The organism is Treponema sp. Marseille-Q4523 (assembly GCF_016901105.1).
Classification (GTDB): Bacteria; Spirochaetota; Spirochaetia; order Treponematales; family Treponemataceae; genus Treponema_D.
In genome coordinates this window covers 34672-51170 of sequence record NZ_JAFEVM010000014.1, presented here as the reverse complement: position 1 = coordinate 51170, position 16499 = coordinate 34672, and the positions used below count along the sequence as shown (strand labels likewise).

Sequence of the window (16499 nt, the reverse complement as noted above, 5' to 3'; positions counted from 1 at the left end):
CGAACATTCATAAAATTTATTTTACTTTTATTCGAAAAACGCCGACACCGGCAATTCCGAAAACGGCGAGCAGGATAAACGAAACGCAGGTGCAGGCGCAAACGGAAAGTGATATCGAATATCGTATCTTGACCTCATATAGCGACTTCAGTACAATACGCCTATCTTGAATAAGTTATCATTGGCTAACTATATTTAAATATATCGTTTTTTATGGGAGAAATTATGAATAATCGTCTATTTAAGACATATGTTCTGTCGTGCATTTTATGTATGTTCGTATGTTTTTTTACATCGTGTCCGAACGAAGCCGCAGGCACATCTTTCGGTGCCGCCGTTACCGTTAATGTGCTGGATTCCGTAGGCGGCACTCCCATCCGGGAAAGGTCAACTCTCGCCGCATATAAGGCGGGTACGACGATTTTGGAATACACATCGGTTCCGGTTGTCAACGGAACCGCACGGCTGTACCTGTCGAAAGGCCAATGCTATGATTTGCGCTTAAGCGGTATAAAAGACAAACTCGCCGCATCGGTCATTGAAAATTATTGGGTTAAATCCGATGCACAAACCCTTACGATGATCCAGCGGGTACCGCAGCAAGGCGCACTGACGGAAGCTCCGAGCGTACAGTCCGTCAAATTAAACGGAATACCGTTTGAAGACAGCGGTATATGGGCAGGAGGAGCCGATGCACCAATGCGATTGGAAATCGTTTTTCATTGCCCGGTACGCGCGATTGTCGCCAACGCGAGCGGAAATTTCGGCTGTGCCGTTGCGGTCGGCTCATCCCCGTCTTCGCGCAACAACATCGCTTCCGTTTCGCCCGACTGCGTAAAAGCGGCCGACGGCAGCTGGACGTGTACCGCCCGCTTCAATTTCAACAAAATTTCATTTCCGAATAAAATAGACGACTTTATCATTACCGCTTACGATGCTGCGGGAAACCGCGTAGAACGCCATATCAATTCCGTCGAATTTAAAGAACGCCGTCCGGCAATTAAAGACATGAACGGCGCTTCGGTTAAAAACTTCCGGGTTGAAATGCACCGCTTTCCGCATTCGTTAAAGCTTTTCAGCCTGCCGGAACAATCGGCAATAAGGCCTTTCGGTATCGGCACGCACAACGGCGAAAGCAATACCTACGAAGTGCTGCTGTACTTTAGGGTAAAAGATCGCTGGGCACAAGATTTACCCATCCGCGGCTTTGATATTTACCGGAGGGTTCAGGGACAAACAGAATGGACGCGCGTAGGGCAAAGACAATATGCTGCAGACTACGCCGGCGAAAACAATACGAATTGGCCGGCATATAAAGGGATTCATCTCGGCTACGACACGGACACTTCGCTTGAAGAAAACGTAACCTACGAATATAAAGTCGCCCCTTTTACCGGCGGCGCGCATCATATCGATTCCCCGACGGCAACCGCGCGTCTGTTACCGGCGAATACTATTGAACTGCAAAGCCCTGCCGACAACGGCTTTGTAAAAAAATCGGAACTCAACAATTTGAGTTTTTCGTTCCGGCTGACGAATGCCGCCATTTGGGATCAAAAGCTTGCCGACTCTTTTTCGTTCGGACTGTTCATTACCGAAAAAACTTCAGACCAAAAAATCATCTTTGCAGGAAAGGCGACTTTTTATCTTAAAAAAAGCAAAGGTGAAAAACTCGGTTTGCAGTATGCTATGTCGGGAAATCCGCAAGAATATTCTTTTAAGGAATTGCAAAACAGAAGCGTTATTGCTTCGAACCTTACGGAAGACGATTTTATTTCGTACAAGGACGGTATTATAACGATTAAACCGGCATATCTTTTCCATACAACGAAGGGCTTCAATCACCCGCAGTGCAAAGACGAAGAGTTCCAAACGGGCGTTACCTACGCGTGGGACATCTTCGACTGGGGAAAAGAGCTCAAAGGAACAGAGAATAACGACGACGAACCTGCGGCATTTTTCGCCGCATGGAAAAGCAAGGATATAGACGGCAACGAAATAGATACGGACATTGAACCGCTCAGTTCGAGCGAAAGTTTTGCAAACGCCATCCGCTATGCAAGCAGTTTGAACGGGCAGTATTTCTTTAAAGTAACCGATGAATGAGAGGCACAAGATGAAGATAAAAAATACGATACATAAAAAACACAGCTTAAAAACGGTCGTACCGATACTTGCAGCGGCGGCGTTTGCCATAGTGCTTGCAGGCTGCCCTACGGGCTTTGTTCAAACGGGCAGCGGCGGAACGTCCGGCGCTTTTTCCGGCGGCGGAGCTCATTCGTTCGGAGCCGAATGGATCGCAGAGCAGCAGGAAGGACGCGGTAAAGGCGAAACGGTAAACGAAGGCTATTCGATCGTTAAAGCTGCCGATTTCGTAACGGCGGATGTCTTTACGGCGCTGAACGCCGAAGCCGAATCCCGCCAGGATTTGCATGACGGCTACGTATACTTTTTGGTAAAATCCCATGGCGATGCCGCGCAATTCCGCGCCGCAGTACGAAAACTGAACGGCATTTTGTATGCGCAGCCGGACTACCGATATGACGTACCGAAGGCAATACAAAGCGATGAGAAGCCGCCGTACCGCACACCGAAAACGCGCTCTTCCGTTCATCCCGGCGCGTTAAAACCGTTCGGCACGGGTGACGGTAACGTAAACGAAGATCCGAAAGCAGACCTTGCCGATTGGGGCTTAACCGTAACCCATGCACTTGAGGCATTTAAAGCATACGATGCAAGAGATGCGGTACATCCGGTGCTTACCGCCATTGTAGACAGCGGTGTAAACAGTCTGCACGAAGATTTTTATGACGGAAACAATCACTCCATCGTCCTGTATGCGAAATCGTCGCTGAAAAGAGGAAGCGACGTGATATGTAAGCCGCTCGAGCCGGTTCCGATAAATGACAACTGGGACGACATGGGACACGGTTCGCACTGCGCGGGAACGATTGCGGCAGTCGGAAACAACGGCAAGGGTATTTGCGGCGTTTCTCATGCGAATACGAAACTTATCGTATACCGCGGATTGGGCAGGACAGGGGGTTCTTCATACTCAGTGTATTCGTGCCTCGGCGACCTTGCCGAAATCATTACCGAACTGCGAAAAGAACCTGCATCGCGCGATGCTTCGGTTTTTGCGGGACTGCCGGCCGACGTAAAAAATTACCCGAAGCTGACGCAAAAAACCGTGCCCGTCAACATATCTTTAGGCGGCTATTCGATACACCCGTATGAAGTGGAAATGATGAATAAAGCGCTCGCCGCAGGTATTTTACCGGTTATCGCAATGGCAAACGACGGCAAAACGGTCGCATCGTACCCGGCCGCGATTCAAGGCGTACTGGCCGTAGGTGCGACATCTATGGATGATACGAAAGCTCCGTTCAGTAACGGCGGTTCATGGATAAGCGTGTGCGCTCCCGGAGAAAGCATTTACAGCTGTTATAACAACGGTACAAACTGGTCGAACACCTCATCTCAGGCGCTGCGCGAAAGTTATACGTGGATGAGCGGAACCTCTATGGCAACACCCTTTGTCACCGGAACGATCACATACCTTTTATCAATGAACCCGGACATGAGCCCGTACCAAATCAAAACGCTTTTGGAAAATACCGCCGACAAAATAGATAGGGGCTCTCCGTACGGCAGATACGATGCACGCGGTTTTTCGAAGTGGTACGGCTACGGCAGGGTAAACGTTCTGAAAGCCGCTCAAGCGATTAAAAACGGTTCCGTTCCCGCCCCAGGCCAAATGTATTCGGAAAAAGCGGTAATCATGACTGTAAAAAAAGGCGGCGCCGTGCAGAAAAATAAAACAGTGTGGTTGTACGAAAAACAAAGCGGCTTATGCGCCGCAGCCGGTATGACCGATGAAAATAACGGGACGATACGGTTTTACGGATTAAAAAAGGGTACCGAATATGAAGTCGGCATAAATGACAACGGCACCTATAAGACAAAACCGGTTACCGCACCGGCCGACTCCGACATAAACCTCAGCTTTGACTTATAAATATCGCTGCGGTTCCGGTTTTTAGGTATTCTCCTCCCGATTAAAAAAGCCGCCTCGCAACAAGAGGCGGCTTTTTTAGCATTCGTTCGGTTTATCTTCCCTTATTTTTTTTCGCCTTTTTGCATAACCGCAACCAATGATTTATGATTCTCCGGCAGCAAGGGAATGGTCTTCCGTATATCAGCCATATCGTATACGACGATATAACTGATATACAATTTTCCGCCTTTTTTATAAATGGAGCCTTTTTCAAGGGTGGTGTTTGTACTAATTTTGCTTCCTTCTGTGATTGGCTCAGTCGGTGCATGCATACACAAATCACCGCCGGTTCCGCTGAAAAAATACGCTTTTCCGTCCGCAGCGGGAACAAGCGTGATTTCCTTAAATGTATAGCTAAAATCCATGTTATGCATAAGCGCGTGATACGGAGTTTTCTCTCGGGTTATAAACGTAATTGTCGGAGGAGTTTGCGACGATTCTTTTATCCTTATTTTTTCCTGTACGCTCGGAAACCTTGTATTGTTCATTACCGGAATAACATCCCCGTCATAGTTGCCGAAAATATCGGCTTCGGTTATAGTTTCCCGTTCGGCGGCGGGCGGGAGCGGCGGAAGAAACCGTTCATAGCCCGGTTCATTTTTTCCGGCAACATTATTCAGTTCTCCGCATGCCGAAAATAAAAACGCGGCAAACACTGCCGTAAAAAATACGGCGCTCAAAAAAAACGTATGCTTTTTCATAATTACCTCTAAAAAAGGGCTGCCGCCGGCAATTGCCGTTTCGGCAGCCCTCATAATTTTGCACTAGTGCCGTACTGCTTGAATACCGCGCTTATTGGGCTTTTTTCAGTTCAACCGTACACGCGTTGTTCGTTCCGCCTGTCACTTGAACTTTTCCGTCGCCGAAATACAGCAGTACATCGCTGTTAAACACTCGCTCGTATACATATACCAGCACACGGCACTCGATTCCCGCCCTTACACCGGCAAGCGGTATATTTGTGGGGAACTGCAAAGCGCCGATCGGACTTAACGCTTTACTTGCATAGACAACGTCTTCGCCTTGCTCAAAAAACGCTTGATCCAAAGCGATGATGCTCATCGAAGCGTTTGCAGGAATGGACTCGGTAAGCGTTGCAGCCTTTTGTATCCTCACGGTGACAGGAGCTGCGGTTACGGCAGCATTTCCCGTTACGGTGATCGGCACACGGGTTACGGCAAGGGTGCCGCCTCTAAGATCAAAAGCGCCCGCTTTTATATCGCGCAAACCGTTCGGAAGGTCTTTGAGCGTTTCCGGCGGTAAAACAGCGGTAAATGTGTTACCGCTTATGCTAGCTTGCACCCATTTGCCGCCTTTATCTTTTTGTATCGGCAGACCCGAAGACCCGACCCAAATACTATCCACATCTCTGGAGGGATCCTCAAACTTGCCGCTTACGGAAAGACCCGACGGCTGAGCCTGCAAGTCAATAGTCTGATTTTCCGCAATACTGGTGATCTTTACGGTCGGCTGCGCCTTTTGCTTGACCGTGATCTCGTACACTTTTCGCGTACCGTTTTCGGCAACGACGGGAATCTCTATCTTGTCGACCGGAGCAAAAAAGACGTTCATCTTGCTGCCGTCCCAGCCGGCTATATACGCCTTTTCATGGTTCGGAGTCGCCGCCACTCTGATATCCGTAACTCCGGGCGGTAAAGTTATCGAATAGTCGGTTGTATCCGGTGCAAAGGTTTTATCTAGAGGGGCTGCATAAAATTTAAAGCCGTTTCCGTAGTACTGCACTTCAAGGTTTTTAAGCGTATTATCGTCGCTTCCCCCTGCCGGTCTTTTATACAGCCACAAGTAGTATGTGTCTTGAGGAGCGCTTATTACGGACGACTCAAGCTTTATTGTCAGTCTTACGGTATCCTTATTATCGGGTTTCCCTTTAACTTTCCACGTATCCGAAAAATCGACGATTTGCGTACCGTCAAACGGCTTTTCCTCTCCCTTGTTGATTTGGATTTTCATCGTAGTGGTTGCGGGAAATTCGGGTATCGCCGTTACGGTTACCGGAATTACCGTTTCGGGAACAACTATATCAAAACGTCTTGAAACGGTTTCGCCTTTTTTATACTTTTCGTAGCTTTCCGTATAAAAATCGGGTACCCCGCTCACCGTAAAGGTTTTCAGCATAAGGCTGCCTTCTTTTTTTTCGGCATTTACGGTGTAGGTTTTTACGGTGGAAGCGTCTTCGGCGGTAACCGTAATAACAAAGGTGTTTATGCCGTTTATTAAAGGCACAAACTTTTTGTTTTCGCCGGATGCCAAAGGAACGGCTGCGGCACCGTTTGCTTGTACCGTCATAACGGCATGTTCTTCATTGGGTACGGCTTCAATAAGAAATTCGTCGCAGTGCGCATCCATCATACACATGTACGTATCCGTGTGTTTATCGAATGGCACGGGAGCCGTCTTCCAGTCTTTATGCAGACCTCCCCATGTGCTGTCCAAAGCCAAAGACTTAAGAAACGCATCGTCTGAAGCGGCAGCTTGGGCTTTTTGTACGTGTATTTTGTATTCAAACGCATTGGCGGTATTTCCCGTCTGTACCGCTTTTACCGTTATGGTGTTGTTGCCTTCGGCAAGCGTACGTTCCGCGCCGCCGTCAATTTCAACATCGATACCGGTTTCCGGCTCGGCTTCCACTTTTATTTTATTTACGCTGTTCCGAACCGAAATTCTATACTCGGTATTGTACCGAAAGAATTTGGGTGCAAGCGCAAAGGTTTCGCTTGTGTTTTCCGCATTTTTTACGGTAATGCTTTTCAGCACCGGCTCTTTGGGCACGGCATTCGGGTCGCTGTAGATAATTTTTACCGTATAAGTTTCTTCGTTGCCTTCGTGAGTAACGTTTATCGTCAACGTTATCGGCTTGTTGTCGGCACCGAATTCAACTTGTTTTGTTTTCGTTTCTTCGTCGTTGATTCTTACCGTGTCGGCCGGCTGGAAAGTTTCAACGGCAACGGTTGCTTTTTTTGTGCCGACGCTAGCCAAATAACTGAACGCATCGGGCGAACTTACCGATACGGGATTGCTCGCTTCGTCCGTAACGGCAACCTTTTTTATTGCGCCCTTATAGTAACGAATTTTCACCTTATAATTTCGCGAAGCACCGTTATAAGTAACGGTAATATCGGCTGTTTTTTCTTCTCCGTTTGTCGCAAACGTAAGTTCTTTAGACCGCGTCGCCTCGCCGTTTATTTGTACTTGCGCGCCGAGCGGTATACCGACGGAAACCGTAGCCTTTTCGGTTTTTATCGTCGTAAACTGTTCGTTTCCGCTGCCGGTCAGCGCAGCCGGTTGATTGTTTCCGTCCAGTACGGAAATTTTTACTTTTTCCCAGCCGGCGTTGCCGGGACTCGCTCCCTGTCCTTCCCCGCCGCCGGATGAGATGTTTTGGTTACAGCTCATCACTATACCTGAAAAAAGTAAGATCGCATAAAAGAATCTTTGCAATTTTTTCATATACGCTCCTCTATATAATCTCCTTGCAGCTCATCGTTCGGCGATAAGCCGCATAAATATACATTTCGCCGTACGGCAAAACACTGATACCGAAACCGTAAAAAAACCAATCGGCCATATACCGGTTCTCTTTACGAGCCGTAGTATATAAAGCCGTGTACCGCCTTTAGTCCGTACGCCTCATTGTAAGTCCGCTCATATTTTTGGCGTCTGTTTTTATATAAATATCGTTTTGACTTTCGACGGCAAGCAGAATATGCATAAACGGCTTCCCGGCGGAATAGTCCGTTATACCGGTATCCTTATCGTAAGGCCACCATTCAAACCTATACAAACTCGGACGCGGACTATTCAAATTTACGCATTCGAAATAAAGATTGCCGCCGGGATCGCCCGTCATATTCCAAATCATAATTTCTCTCCCGTTGTTCGGATCTGTATACGATTCCAGTTTCGTAACGCCCATTCCGCCGATATTGCCGCTCCGCATCCATTTACCGTGAACAACGGAAAATGAATAAAAAGCGACCTTACTATTGTCAATATCATCGTACCAGCCGAACGGATCATCGTTCCCGCATGAAGTGAACATCAACGCGCCATATACTGCCGCAATCAGTACTATAATTTTTTTCATACAGCTCCCGTCATACATCGCCGTTAAAAATGTAATTTTACTCCGGTAGAAACTATCGTTCCGTTGTATAATCCGAAATATTCTTTTTGGGTCGCTCCCATTACGCCTTTTATAAAATGAACATTGTTGAGCAGGTTATCGATGCGTACATAGGTATCGATTTTATCTTTCAGGAATTTCTTATCGATCGTACATCCCGCCATAAGATAATCGGGAGACCGTATATTGAATTCATAATCGATCAATTCCGGAGAATTCCATTCGGCGCGCAGCGACACGTTCGTTTCGATAACGGGGATCATATACGATGCGGACGTCGTTACGCGGTGCGCAACGCGCGATGTCGAATCGATATATGCACCGTATCGGGCACTGTACTCTTTTGCTCCCGTATACGCATAGGACGCATTCAGCGTCGTCCGGTCGAATTTCGCGCTTGCTGCTATATCGCCGCCGAACGTCATCGCTTTATCGATATTGTGATACGAACGCTTATACTGTCCTCCGTCTTGACCGACGATATAATGATTGATAAGGTTGTGTACGAAATTAAAATAACCGGATGCGGAAAGACGTACGTGTGAACCGACCTTTTGTTCGACGCTGACGTTAAAGCCGTGCGAAGTTTCAGGGCGCAAACCGGAATTGCCGTACAAAATAAAACTGCCCGACCCGCCGGAATAGTTGTGAACGAACAGCCAGTATTTTTGCTTGAGCGACGGAAGTTTATAGCCCATGCCATAGGAAAAACGGAGCGTCGTAGTTTCGGTCGGATTATATCGAACACTCAATTTCGGCGTAAGCTGCCAAAACGTTTTGTCGCCGCCAATCGGAGGGGCAAAATCGAAACGCGCACCGGGAACGACAAACAACTTGTCCGAAGAACCGATCGCAAGCGTATCCTGTGCAAATAAACTGAGCTGCAGCTGTTTTTTCAGTCCGGAAAACGAATCGCCCTGTATCGTTTGAAAATTGCCGTTAAAACCCATCAGCACGGAATTCGTCAAATTCGGATTCCACGACGCGCGGATTTCCGTTTCCGCGTCGCCGAATATCGAATCGGTATCGGGGATAGTGTCATTCGTTACATTTTTAAAATCCGTATCGAGCATATACAGCTTACCGCTCGCAAAGCCGCTTAATGCCCACATATCGCCGATATTTTTGCTTCCCGTAACGCCGAGTTCACAGCGGTCGGTATGATATGTCAGCGTTTCGTAATCCGACGTATTCGCTTTTTGCAGCGAATCTGAAAAGAGAACATAAGCGCCGATTTTACCGTCGGTAAATTTCCAGTCGGCGTTCGCACGTACAAAGCCGAGCCGCTTCATCGGCACTTTATAAATCCTTACATTGTCAGAAAAAACCGTATTGCGCCGCCAAATCAAGCCTCTGTTCCAGTCGAACGAACCGGCAAGAGAACCGGTAAATTTTTCTCCCGAATATGAAAGCCTGCCGGACGTATAAGTACGAATACTGCTGTATAAATCTTGGGTAAAATCGCCCGACCATTTATATTTGCCGGCTTTATCTTTTTTTGTGATGATATTTATAACGCCGCCCATCGCATCAGAGCCGTACAGTGCGGATGACGCCCCCTTGACGATTTCGATATGGTCGATATCTTCTACCGGAATTTGATATACCGCCTGCGCCCCGCCCATATCGCCGCTTACGGCAATACCGTCTACGAGGATCTTTACGTATTTTCCGCTCAGCCCCTGCATACTGACCGCATCCGTCGGGTGACCGGAAATGATGATACCCGCCTTGTTCTGCACCGCTTCACCGAGCGTCTTCGCTCCGCTCCGTTTTATCTCGTCGCTTGTAACGACATCGACTTTTTCCACCGCATCTTCGCTCGCCTCTTCGATTTTCGAAGAGCTGACGACGATAACGTCGTCTTCCGTTTCCTGAGAAAACAAAAGCGATGCAGAAAAAAGTATGATGCAGAAAAAAATATAACGTTTCAAAAATATGCCCCGATTTTAGTTAGCTTAAACTAACTTAATATGTAAAGGATTTTTCCCTTTCATGCAATAAGATTTCGCCTTATTGAGAAAAAATATCGATAACGATGAATTGCGATTTTACCCGCGCCGCCCGAGTCAATGCAGCGAAAAATCCATAACGAATGAAAGTGTCATCGCATTCATACCGTTTGTCATTTTTTTAAAAGGGGCGGATTTTTTAATCGCAGCGAGACACGCATCGTTTAAGATTTTGTATTCGGCCGACTCCAAGATCACGGCTTCCGCAAGCGTTCCGTCGGGATTGACGATGATGCGCGCGCGCACTTTGCCTTCAAAACCGTTCGAGCGGGCGGCATAAGGGTATGTCTTTTTCGATGCGATGCGAGCAAGCACATAAGACTTATACGTTGCCGCCGCCTTCGCATCCTGCGTATGAGAAAACGAATCTACGGAGCCGCCTGTTTTCGCCGCGTCGATTGCCGTAGTTTCGTTTGCATCTGCCGACGGGCTTTCATCGGTCGTTTCGGCTGTTTCGTCGGAGGGTTCTTCGGGCACTTCACTTTGCTCGGGTCTTTCGGCAGGCTTTTCCGCTTTCGAAGCGGGAATCGTTTCCGCCGGTTTCAACGGCACGGAAGAAGCGGTTTTATTTTTGACGGCTTTCGGCGATTCTTTCGGCGCTCGCCGTACGATGCGTACATTGGACACCGTCGTATCCGACACAATCGATGCTTGGGATGACGAAGAGCGGCGGACACCCCAAAAGGGCAGGCAAAACAACACTGCGACGATTGCGAGCGTACATAGGGCGGAGCTAATCCAGCGGCTCATGAACGATCCCTATGCGGCTGATCCCCGCAGCCTGTATTTTTGTCAATATCTGTACGATCCGTTCGAACTCGACCGTCCGCTCGCATTCAAACGAAAGCGCAAGTTCCGGCTCCCGTGCATAAAGTGCCGCCAGCACGTTTTCAAGTGCTTCAAGCGTTATCTTATCACCGTCCAACTCCATGCTGTCGGCAGTGACGGCAAGCACCTTCGTCGTATTGCGTTCCTGCGTCGCATCTTCGCTTCTCGGCAAGTCGAGCGGCAAAGAGCTCCTTTTGAATTGGGTCGATACCATAAAGAAAATGAGCAGAATAAAGATGACGTCGATGAGCGATGTGATATTCACCACAAGCTCTTCTTCATGACGGGAAAAAGAATCGGGGACGAACATCATTTGCCCCCCGATGTTTTCCGATCGATTTCTTCGCCGTACAGCTGCATAAACATCATGCGCTTTTCAATGATGCGTTTGAACGTACGGTAACACAAGAGCGCGGGTATCGAAATGATCATGCCGAAGGCCGTCGTGAGCATCGCTTCCCAAATGCCGCCGGACAGATCCTGAATATTCACCGCAGCGCCCACTTCCGCCATCTTGGAAAACGAGCCGATAAGACCGGTAACCGTACCGAGCAGCCCTATCGAAGGCGACACCGCGCTGATAAAATTGAGCAGCCACAGTCCGCGGTTCATTTCGTAATACAAAAGCGTGCTTTCCTTTGTAAGTTCGGTACGGCGCTGCCCCTCCGGCAATGCGGCGACTGCCGCCGCCTTTTCCTGCAGGCGCTTGAGCACATCGTTTTTCGAACCCTTTCGTGTTTGAAAAAAATATATGCCGCGTTCAAGGCATTGGCAAAAACAAAAGCACAAGATCACGGCGAGTACCCAGTTGATAGGCCCGCCCAAATTAATAAATTCGATCAATCTCATAACGACACCCGATTTTCCTTATCGTTAAATTTGCTTATTTACGCTGCATTTAAGGAGAGCGCGATACGGCGATCTGAGAATCTGCACTTCGCCCTTTCGGTATTATTTTAACATACTGCCGCCGAATATATCCGAGCTCTTGAAGAGAATGTACCATTCTGTATACGGTCGCCCGTCCGATCGAACTGTCTTTTTTATGCGCAATGTACAATATCTCTTTCGGCGACAAATCGGGGTTTTGCAATATAATCTCAAGCAGCTGTTTACGCTGATCCGTCACGCGCATTTTGTTTTCTCTGAAAGATGCAAGTATTTCTTTAAATAGATATTTCATGTTTTAAAATATATCGGCAATCTTCAAAAACCGGACAGGCCTAAAAAGTTACCTAAAAGCAACTATTATTAGCTTATGCTAATATTTAAATCGCACTGTGTCAATAGATTGATTGACGCATAAATGTTTATTCGCTACATTGGTTAGCAATGCACAACTCGCGCAAAGCTGAAACGGCACACAAAATAAGGAAAACGCATGATTAAAATTCATTTAATAAAATTGCTGTCGCACGCAAAAAAATTCGTGCTTCTGCAAGTGCTTTGCCAATGGCTTTCACTGCTCTGTCAAATAACGATTGTCTTTTTTATAAGCGATATCGTACAAAAACTATTCGTTCATGAGTCGATCGTCCCTCTCGCCCCGCTGTACGCTGGTGCGGCACTGTGCTGCTTTGCCGTCCGATTCGTATCCGACCGCTTCTACGTCGCCGCATCATACAAAGCGAGCGCCGACGTTAAAATAACGCTTCGAAAGCACATGTACGAAAAACTTTTGCGCTTAGGCGCTTCATACCGAAACTCCGCACCGACTGCGGAAATCGTACAGCTCGCCTCCGACGGCGTCGAACAGCTCGAAATATATTTCGGAAAATATCTTTCGCAGTTCGGCTACAGTTTACTCGCACCTTTAACGCTGTTTGCCTTTTTGTCGTTCGTCAGTATAAAAGCAAGCGCCGTCCTGCTCTTGTGCGTACCGCTCATCCCCCTTTCGATCGCCGTCATCATGAAAATCGCAAAATACCTTTTACGAAAATATTGGTCGCGCTATGCAAAACTCGGCGACGGCTTTTTGGAAAATCTGCAGGGCTTGACGACTTTGAAAATCTATCGGGCCGATGAACAAAAGGCTGTCGAAATGGACAGGGAGGCCGAAAACTTCCGGCGGATTACGATGAAAGTACTTTCCATGCAGCTGAACAGTACAAGCGTCATGGATATCATGGCGTACGGCGGAGCGGCAATCGGTATGATCATCGCGCTCGGCGAATTCGCGCGCGGAGGAATTACCCTCGGCGGCTGTCTTATGATCGTATTGCTCGCTGCGGAATTCTTTATTCCGCTGAGACTGCTCGGCTCTTTTTTTCACGTTGCGATGAACGGCATGGCAGCCTCGGACAAAATTTTTGCCCTGCTCGATCTGCCGGAAAAAGGCGAACGTTCCGCCGTCCTTTCCGGCGCTTCCGTTGCCGTAGAATTCTCCGACGTTTCGTTTGCGTATTCCCCCGAACGAAATATATTAAAAGATATTTCGCTCGCGTGCAAACCGAAATCGCTGACGTCGATCGTCGGAAAATCGGGATGCGGCAAAAGCACGATCGCTTCTCTCATCATGACGCGCAGCAAAGGCTATTCGGGCAGCATTCGTTTTAATAAAATCGAACTCGCTTCGATACGCGAAGACGTCGTCATGAACGCGGCGACACTCGTCACTCACGAAAGCTATATTTTCAAAGGTACGGTCGCGTACAATCTGTGCATGGGAAATGCGGACGCTTCGGAAACGGATATGCAGCGCGCATTGCAAAAAGTCAACTTGTGGGATTTTTTACAAACGCAAAACGGGCTCGAAACGGAGCTTTCGGAAAAGGGAGGCAACTTATCGGGTGGTCAGCGGCAACGTCTCGCACTCGCCCGCGCATTGCTCCACGACAGTGCCGTCTACGTATTCGACGAAGCGACATCGAATGTCGATGCGGAAAGCGAAGCGATGATTATGGATGTGGTCAAAACTTTGGCAAAAAAGAAAACCGTCATCGTGATTTCGCATAAACTGTCGAACGTTTCCGACGCGGCGTGCATATACATGCTCGACGGCGGACATGTCATCGAATCGGGTACGCACGACGAGTTGATAAAACGGAAAGGAAAGTATGCAGCGATGTACGGCGAACAGCGAAAACTCGAAACCTATGCGGCGGAGGCAAAACGATGAATATCGATACGCAGCGAAAAGCCGAAAGAAAAAACGTATTTTCGATTATGGCACGCCTCATCGTCCTCGTACGGACGCTCATCCCCGTCATGCTGCTCGCGATTTTTTTCGGCAGCATCGGACACTTGTGCGCGATAGCCGTAACGGTGTCGGCCGCTTCGGGAATCGCAGGCATCGCCGGGCAAAGCGTCCCCTTGATACCGATTCGGATCTTGCCGTACTTTTTGATCGCGTTTGCAGTATGCCGCGGCATCTTCCATTACGCGGAACAGTACTGCAATCACTTTATCGCATTTAAATTGCTCGCCGTCATCAGACACCGCATCTTTGCAAAGTTCCGCGAACTCTGCCCCGCAAAACTCGAAGGCAAAGATAAAGGCAACCTCATTTCGATAATAACGACGGATATCGAACTGCTCGAAGTCTTTTATGCGCACACGATTTCGCCGGTTGCGATCGCGCTCATCGTGTCGGCGTGCATGACCGTTTTTATATGGCACGGAAGCGCCGCGGCCGGAATCGTCACCTTATGCGCGTATATAACGGTCGGCGCCGTCATCCCGATCGTTAACGCAAAGCTCGGAGGTACGGACGGTCTCAAATTCCGAAACGCCTTCGGAGCGCTCGGAAGCTTCGTTCTCGATTCGCTTCGCGGGCTGGACGAAACGATACAATACGGCTGCGGCAAAAAGCGTCTGTCGGAATTGGAAAGACGCTCGCAGGAACTGACGCAAATGCAAAAAAAACTTTCGGCGCTCGAATCCTATCAGCGCGCGATCACCAATCTCGTCATCATCGCCTTCGACGCCGCGGTTTTTTATCTGATGCTCCGCTCTTTTTTTGCCGGCAACGCTTCAGTCGGAAACGTCGTCGTAACGACAACCGCTTTGATGAGCTCATTCGGGCCGGTCGTCGCACTGTCGAATCTTTCGAACAATTTGATGCAGACGCTTGCAAGCGGAGAAAGAGTCCTCTCTCTGCTCGATGAAAAGCCGATCGTCGAAGAAGTGACAAACGGCAGTACGAACGACGAAAACGCCGAAAAAGCCTTTGCCGTAAACGGCATCGATATTGCAAACGCCGATTTTTCCTACGGCGCGGAAAACATCCTGACGAATTTTTCGCTCGCGATTCCCGGCCGGAAGATTTTCGGCATTCACGGACCGTCCGGCTGCGGCAAATCGACGCTTTTAAAACTGCTCATGCGCTTTTGGGACGTGCAGTCGGGAAGCGTTTCGCTTTCGAAAAAAGACATACGGACGATCGATACGGCATCCCTCCGAGCTGCGGAATCCTACGTAACGCAGGAAACGTCCCTCTTTCGCGACACGATTGCGAACAATATCGCGATCGGCAAAATCGGCGCGACACGCGAAGAAATAATCGATGCGGCAAAAAAAGCGTCGCTCGACGAATTCGTCTCTTCGCTTCCCGACGGATACGACACGGAAGTCGGAGAACTGGGGAGTACACTCTCCGGCGGAGAGCGGCAGCGCATAGGACTTGCCCGCGCCTTTTTGCACGACGCGCCGATCATGCTTTTTGACGAGCCGACGAGCAATCTCGATTCGCTGAACGAAGGCATCATCTTAAAATCGCTCAACGAAAAATCAAAACGTAAAACCGTCGTCATCGTATCGCATCGAATGTCGACGCTGAATATCGCACATACCGTTTTTGAAATGGAAAAATTTTTATAAGAGTTGATAGGAGTTGAAATGAAAAACCCGATTCGCATCTTGTGGATAATTCTCGGTTTTATCGCGCTGGGATTAGGCACCGTCGGTATCGCACTGCCGATTCTTCCGACCGTGCCCTTTTATTTGGCAACCGTTTTTTGCTTTGCCAAAAGTTCGAAGAGATTGCACGACTGGTTTATAGGCACATCGCTGTATAAAAAGCATTTGGAAAGTTTTGTCGAGCATAAAGCGATGACGCTGAAAACGAAGATTTCGGTTATCGCTACGGTGACGGCGGTAATGCTCACGGGCTTTATTATGATGAAGCGGGTTCCTGTCGGCAGAATTTGTCTTGCTGTCGTGTGGGTATGCCACATCGTCTACTTTTTGTTCGGCGTAAAGACAATATCGGGTAAAACGCAAAATCAATGCGGCAATATCGATACGGCACAAGATTCGGAAAACGATAGAGCCGTTTAAAAATAGATAGGCGAAAGTCGATTCGATAAATCTGCCGGCGTAGGAAAGCGGCGGTCCTTTGTTCGCCGTGCGTGAGGGATTGGAGGGGCGAAAGTTCCGGAGCGAGCGATGAGCGAGCGGAGGAATGGAGCGCGCGAGCGCGGAACCCCGCAAAGCCCGACCCGAGAAACGCGAGGGGCAC

General features: G+C 48.5%; 13 protein-coding genes. 5 read left to right on the top strand and 8 right to left on the bottom strand.

Going from position 1 to position 16499, the window contains the following annotated elements; all coding sequences use genetic code 11:
* The first annotated feature begins 225 nt into the window (after positions 1–225).
* Together prcA and prtP are read left to right on the top strand one after the other, a co-directional pair.
* A complete protein-coding gene (gene prcA, locus JSQ97_RS06085; protein WP_239446999.1) occupies positions 226–2106 on the top strand; it encodes a dentilisin complex subunit PrcA in 1881 nt (626 codons plus the stop codon).
* 10 nt (positions 2107–2116) lie between these two features.
* Complete coding sequence (gene prtP / locus JSQ97_RS06080; RefSeq protein ID WP_205075240.1) at positions 2117–4018, top strand: dentilisin complex serine proteinase subunit PrtP; 1902 nt, start codon at positions 2117–2119, stop codon at positions 4016–4018.
* Positions 4019–4119: 101 nt separating this feature from the next.
* Here the strand turns inward: prtP and JSQ97_RS06075 are convergent, their stop codons facing one another.
* From JSQ97_RS06075 to JSQ97_RS06040, 8 genes are all read right to left on the bottom strand, one after another.
* Complete coding sequence (locus JSQ97_RS06075) at positions 4120–4758, bottom strand: hypothetical protein (protein WP_205075239.1); 639 nt, start codon at positions 4756–4758, stop codon at positions 4120–4122.
* A 91-nt stretch (positions 4759–4849) separates the two neighbouring features.
* Positions 4850–7525 (bottom strand): cadherin-like beta sandwich domain-containing protein, encoded by a 2676-nt coding sequence (locus JSQ97_RS06070; RefSeq protein WP_205075238.1) that lies wholly within the window; start codon positions 7523–7525, stop codon positions 4850–4852.
* A gap of 166 nt (positions 7526–7691) precedes the next feature.
* Positions 7692–8162 (bottom strand): hypothetical protein, encoded by a 471-nt coding sequence (locus JSQ97_RS06065; RefSeq protein WP_205075237.1) that lies wholly within the window; start codon positions 8160–8162, stop codon positions 7692–7694.
* Positions 8163–8185: 23 nt separating this feature from the next.
* The gene (locus JSQ97_RS06060) at positions 8186–10135 is read right to left on the bottom strand and encodes a TonB-dependent receptor plug domain-containing protein (protein WP_205075236.1); all 1950 of its coding nucleotides are present in this window, start codon (positions 10133–10135) and stop codon (positions 8186–8188) included.
* Between the two features lie 135 nt (positions 10136–10270).
* Positions 10271–10963, bottom strand: coding sequence for an energy transducer TonB (locus JSQ97_RS06055; RefSeq protein ID WP_205075235.1), 693 nt, complete (start codon positions 10961–10963; stop codon positions 10271–10273).
* Positions 10947–11354 carry an ExbD/TolR family protein gene (locus tag JSQ97_RS06050; RefSeq protein WP_239446998.1) on the bottom strand — a complete coding sequence of 136 codons (408 nt, stop codon included), beginning with the start codon at positions 11352–11354 and terminating at the stop codon, positions 10947–10949. Before JSQ97_RS06050 ends, JSQ97_RS06055 begins: the two co-directional genes overlap by 17 nt.
* The gene (locus JSQ97_RS06045; RefSeq protein ID WP_205075234.1) at positions 11351–11890 is read right to left on the bottom strand and encodes a MotA/TolQ/ExbB proton channel family protein; all 540 of its coding nucleotides are present in this window, start codon (positions 11888–11890) and stop codon (positions 11351–11353) included. The genes JSQ97_RS06050 and JSQ97_RS06045 overlap by 4 nt, the downstream gene beginning before the upstream one ends.
* A gap of 49 nt (positions 11891–11939) precedes the next feature.
* A complete protein-coding gene (locus JSQ97_RS06040; RefSeq protein ID WP_205075233.1) occupies positions 11940–12224 on the bottom strand; it encodes a transcriptional repressor in 285 nt (94 codons plus the stop codon).
* 198 nt (positions 12225–12422) lie between these two features.
* On the opposite strand from JSQ97_RS06040, the gene JSQ97_RS06035 reads away from it, so the two are divergent.
* From JSQ97_RS06035 to JSQ97_RS06025, 3 genes are read left to right on the top strand one after another with little or no spacing between them, the layout of a single operon-like run.
* Positions 12423–14159, top strand: coding sequence for an ABC transporter ATP-binding protein/permease (locus JSQ97_RS06035; RefSeq protein WP_205075232.1), 1737 nt, complete (start codon positions 12423–12425; stop codon positions 14157–14159).
* A complete protein-coding gene (locus JSQ97_RS06030; RefSeq protein WP_205075231.1) occupies positions 14156–15859 on the top strand; it encodes an amino acid ABC transporter ATP-binding/permease protein in 1704 nt (567 codons plus the stop codon). The genes JSQ97_RS06035 and JSQ97_RS06030 overlap by 4 nt, the downstream gene beginning before the upstream one ends.
* A gap of 18 nt (positions 15860–15877) precedes the next feature.
* On the top strand, positions 15878–16318 hold the full coding sequence (locus JSQ97_RS06025) for a YbaN family protein (RefSeq protein ID WP_205075230.1): 441 nt from the start codon (positions 15878–15880) through the stop codon (positions 16316–16318).
* Positions 16319–16499 lie beyond the last annotated feature (181 nt).

What these genes read in the sequence shown, in the direction of transcription:
- prcA (WP_239446999.1), top strand. Translation starts at nt 226, where the DNA reads ATGAATAATCGTCTATTTAAGACATATGTTCTGTCGTGCATTTTATGT.
- prtP (WP_205075240.1), top strand. Translation starts at nt 2,117, where the DNA reads ATGAAGATAAAAAATACGATACATAAAAAACACAGCTTAAAAACGGTC.
- JSQ97_RS06075 (WP_205075239.1), bottom strand. Translation starts at nt 4,758, where the DNA reads ATGAAAAAGCATACGTTTTTTTTGAGCGCCGTATTTTTTACGGCAGTG.
- JSQ97_RS06070 (WP_205075238.1), bottom strand. Translation starts at nt 7,525, where the DNA reads ATGAAAAAATTGCAAAGATTCTTTTATGCGATCTTACTTTTTTCAGGT.
- JSQ97_RS06065 (WP_205075237.1), bottom strand. Translation starts at nt 8,162, where the DNA reads ATGAAAAAAATTATAGTACTGATTGCGGCAGTATATGGCGCGTTGATG.
- JSQ97_RS06055 (WP_205075235.1), bottom strand. Translation starts at nt 10,963, where the DNA reads ATGAGCCGCTGGATTAGCTCCGCCCTATGTACGCTCGCAATCGTCGCA.
- JSQ97_RS06050 (WP_239446998.1), bottom strand. Translation starts at nt 11,354, where the DNA reads ATGATGTTCGTCCCCGATTCTTTTTCCCGTCATGAAGAAGAGCTTGTG.
- JSQ97_RS06045 (WP_205075234.1), bottom strand. Translation starts at nt 11,890, where the DNA reads ATGAGATTGATCGAATTTATTAATTTGGGCGGGCCTATCAACTGGGTA.
- JSQ97_RS06040 (WP_205075233.1), bottom strand. Translation starts at nt 12,224, where the DNA reads ATGAAATATCTATTTAAAGAAATACTTGCATCTTTCAGAGAAAACAAA.
- JSQ97_RS06035 (WP_205075232.1), top strand. Translation starts at nt 12,423, where the DNA reads ATGATTAAAATTCATTTAATAAAATTGCTGTCGCACGCAAAAAAATTC.
- JSQ97_RS06030 (WP_205075231.1), top strand. Translation starts at nt 14,156, where the DNA reads ATGAATATCGATACGCAGCGAAAAGCCGAAAGAAAAAACGTATTTTCG.
- JSQ97_RS06025 (WP_205075230.1), top strand. Translation starts at nt 15,878, where the DNA reads ATGAAAAACCCGATTCGCATCTTGTGGATAATTCTCGGTTTTATCGCG.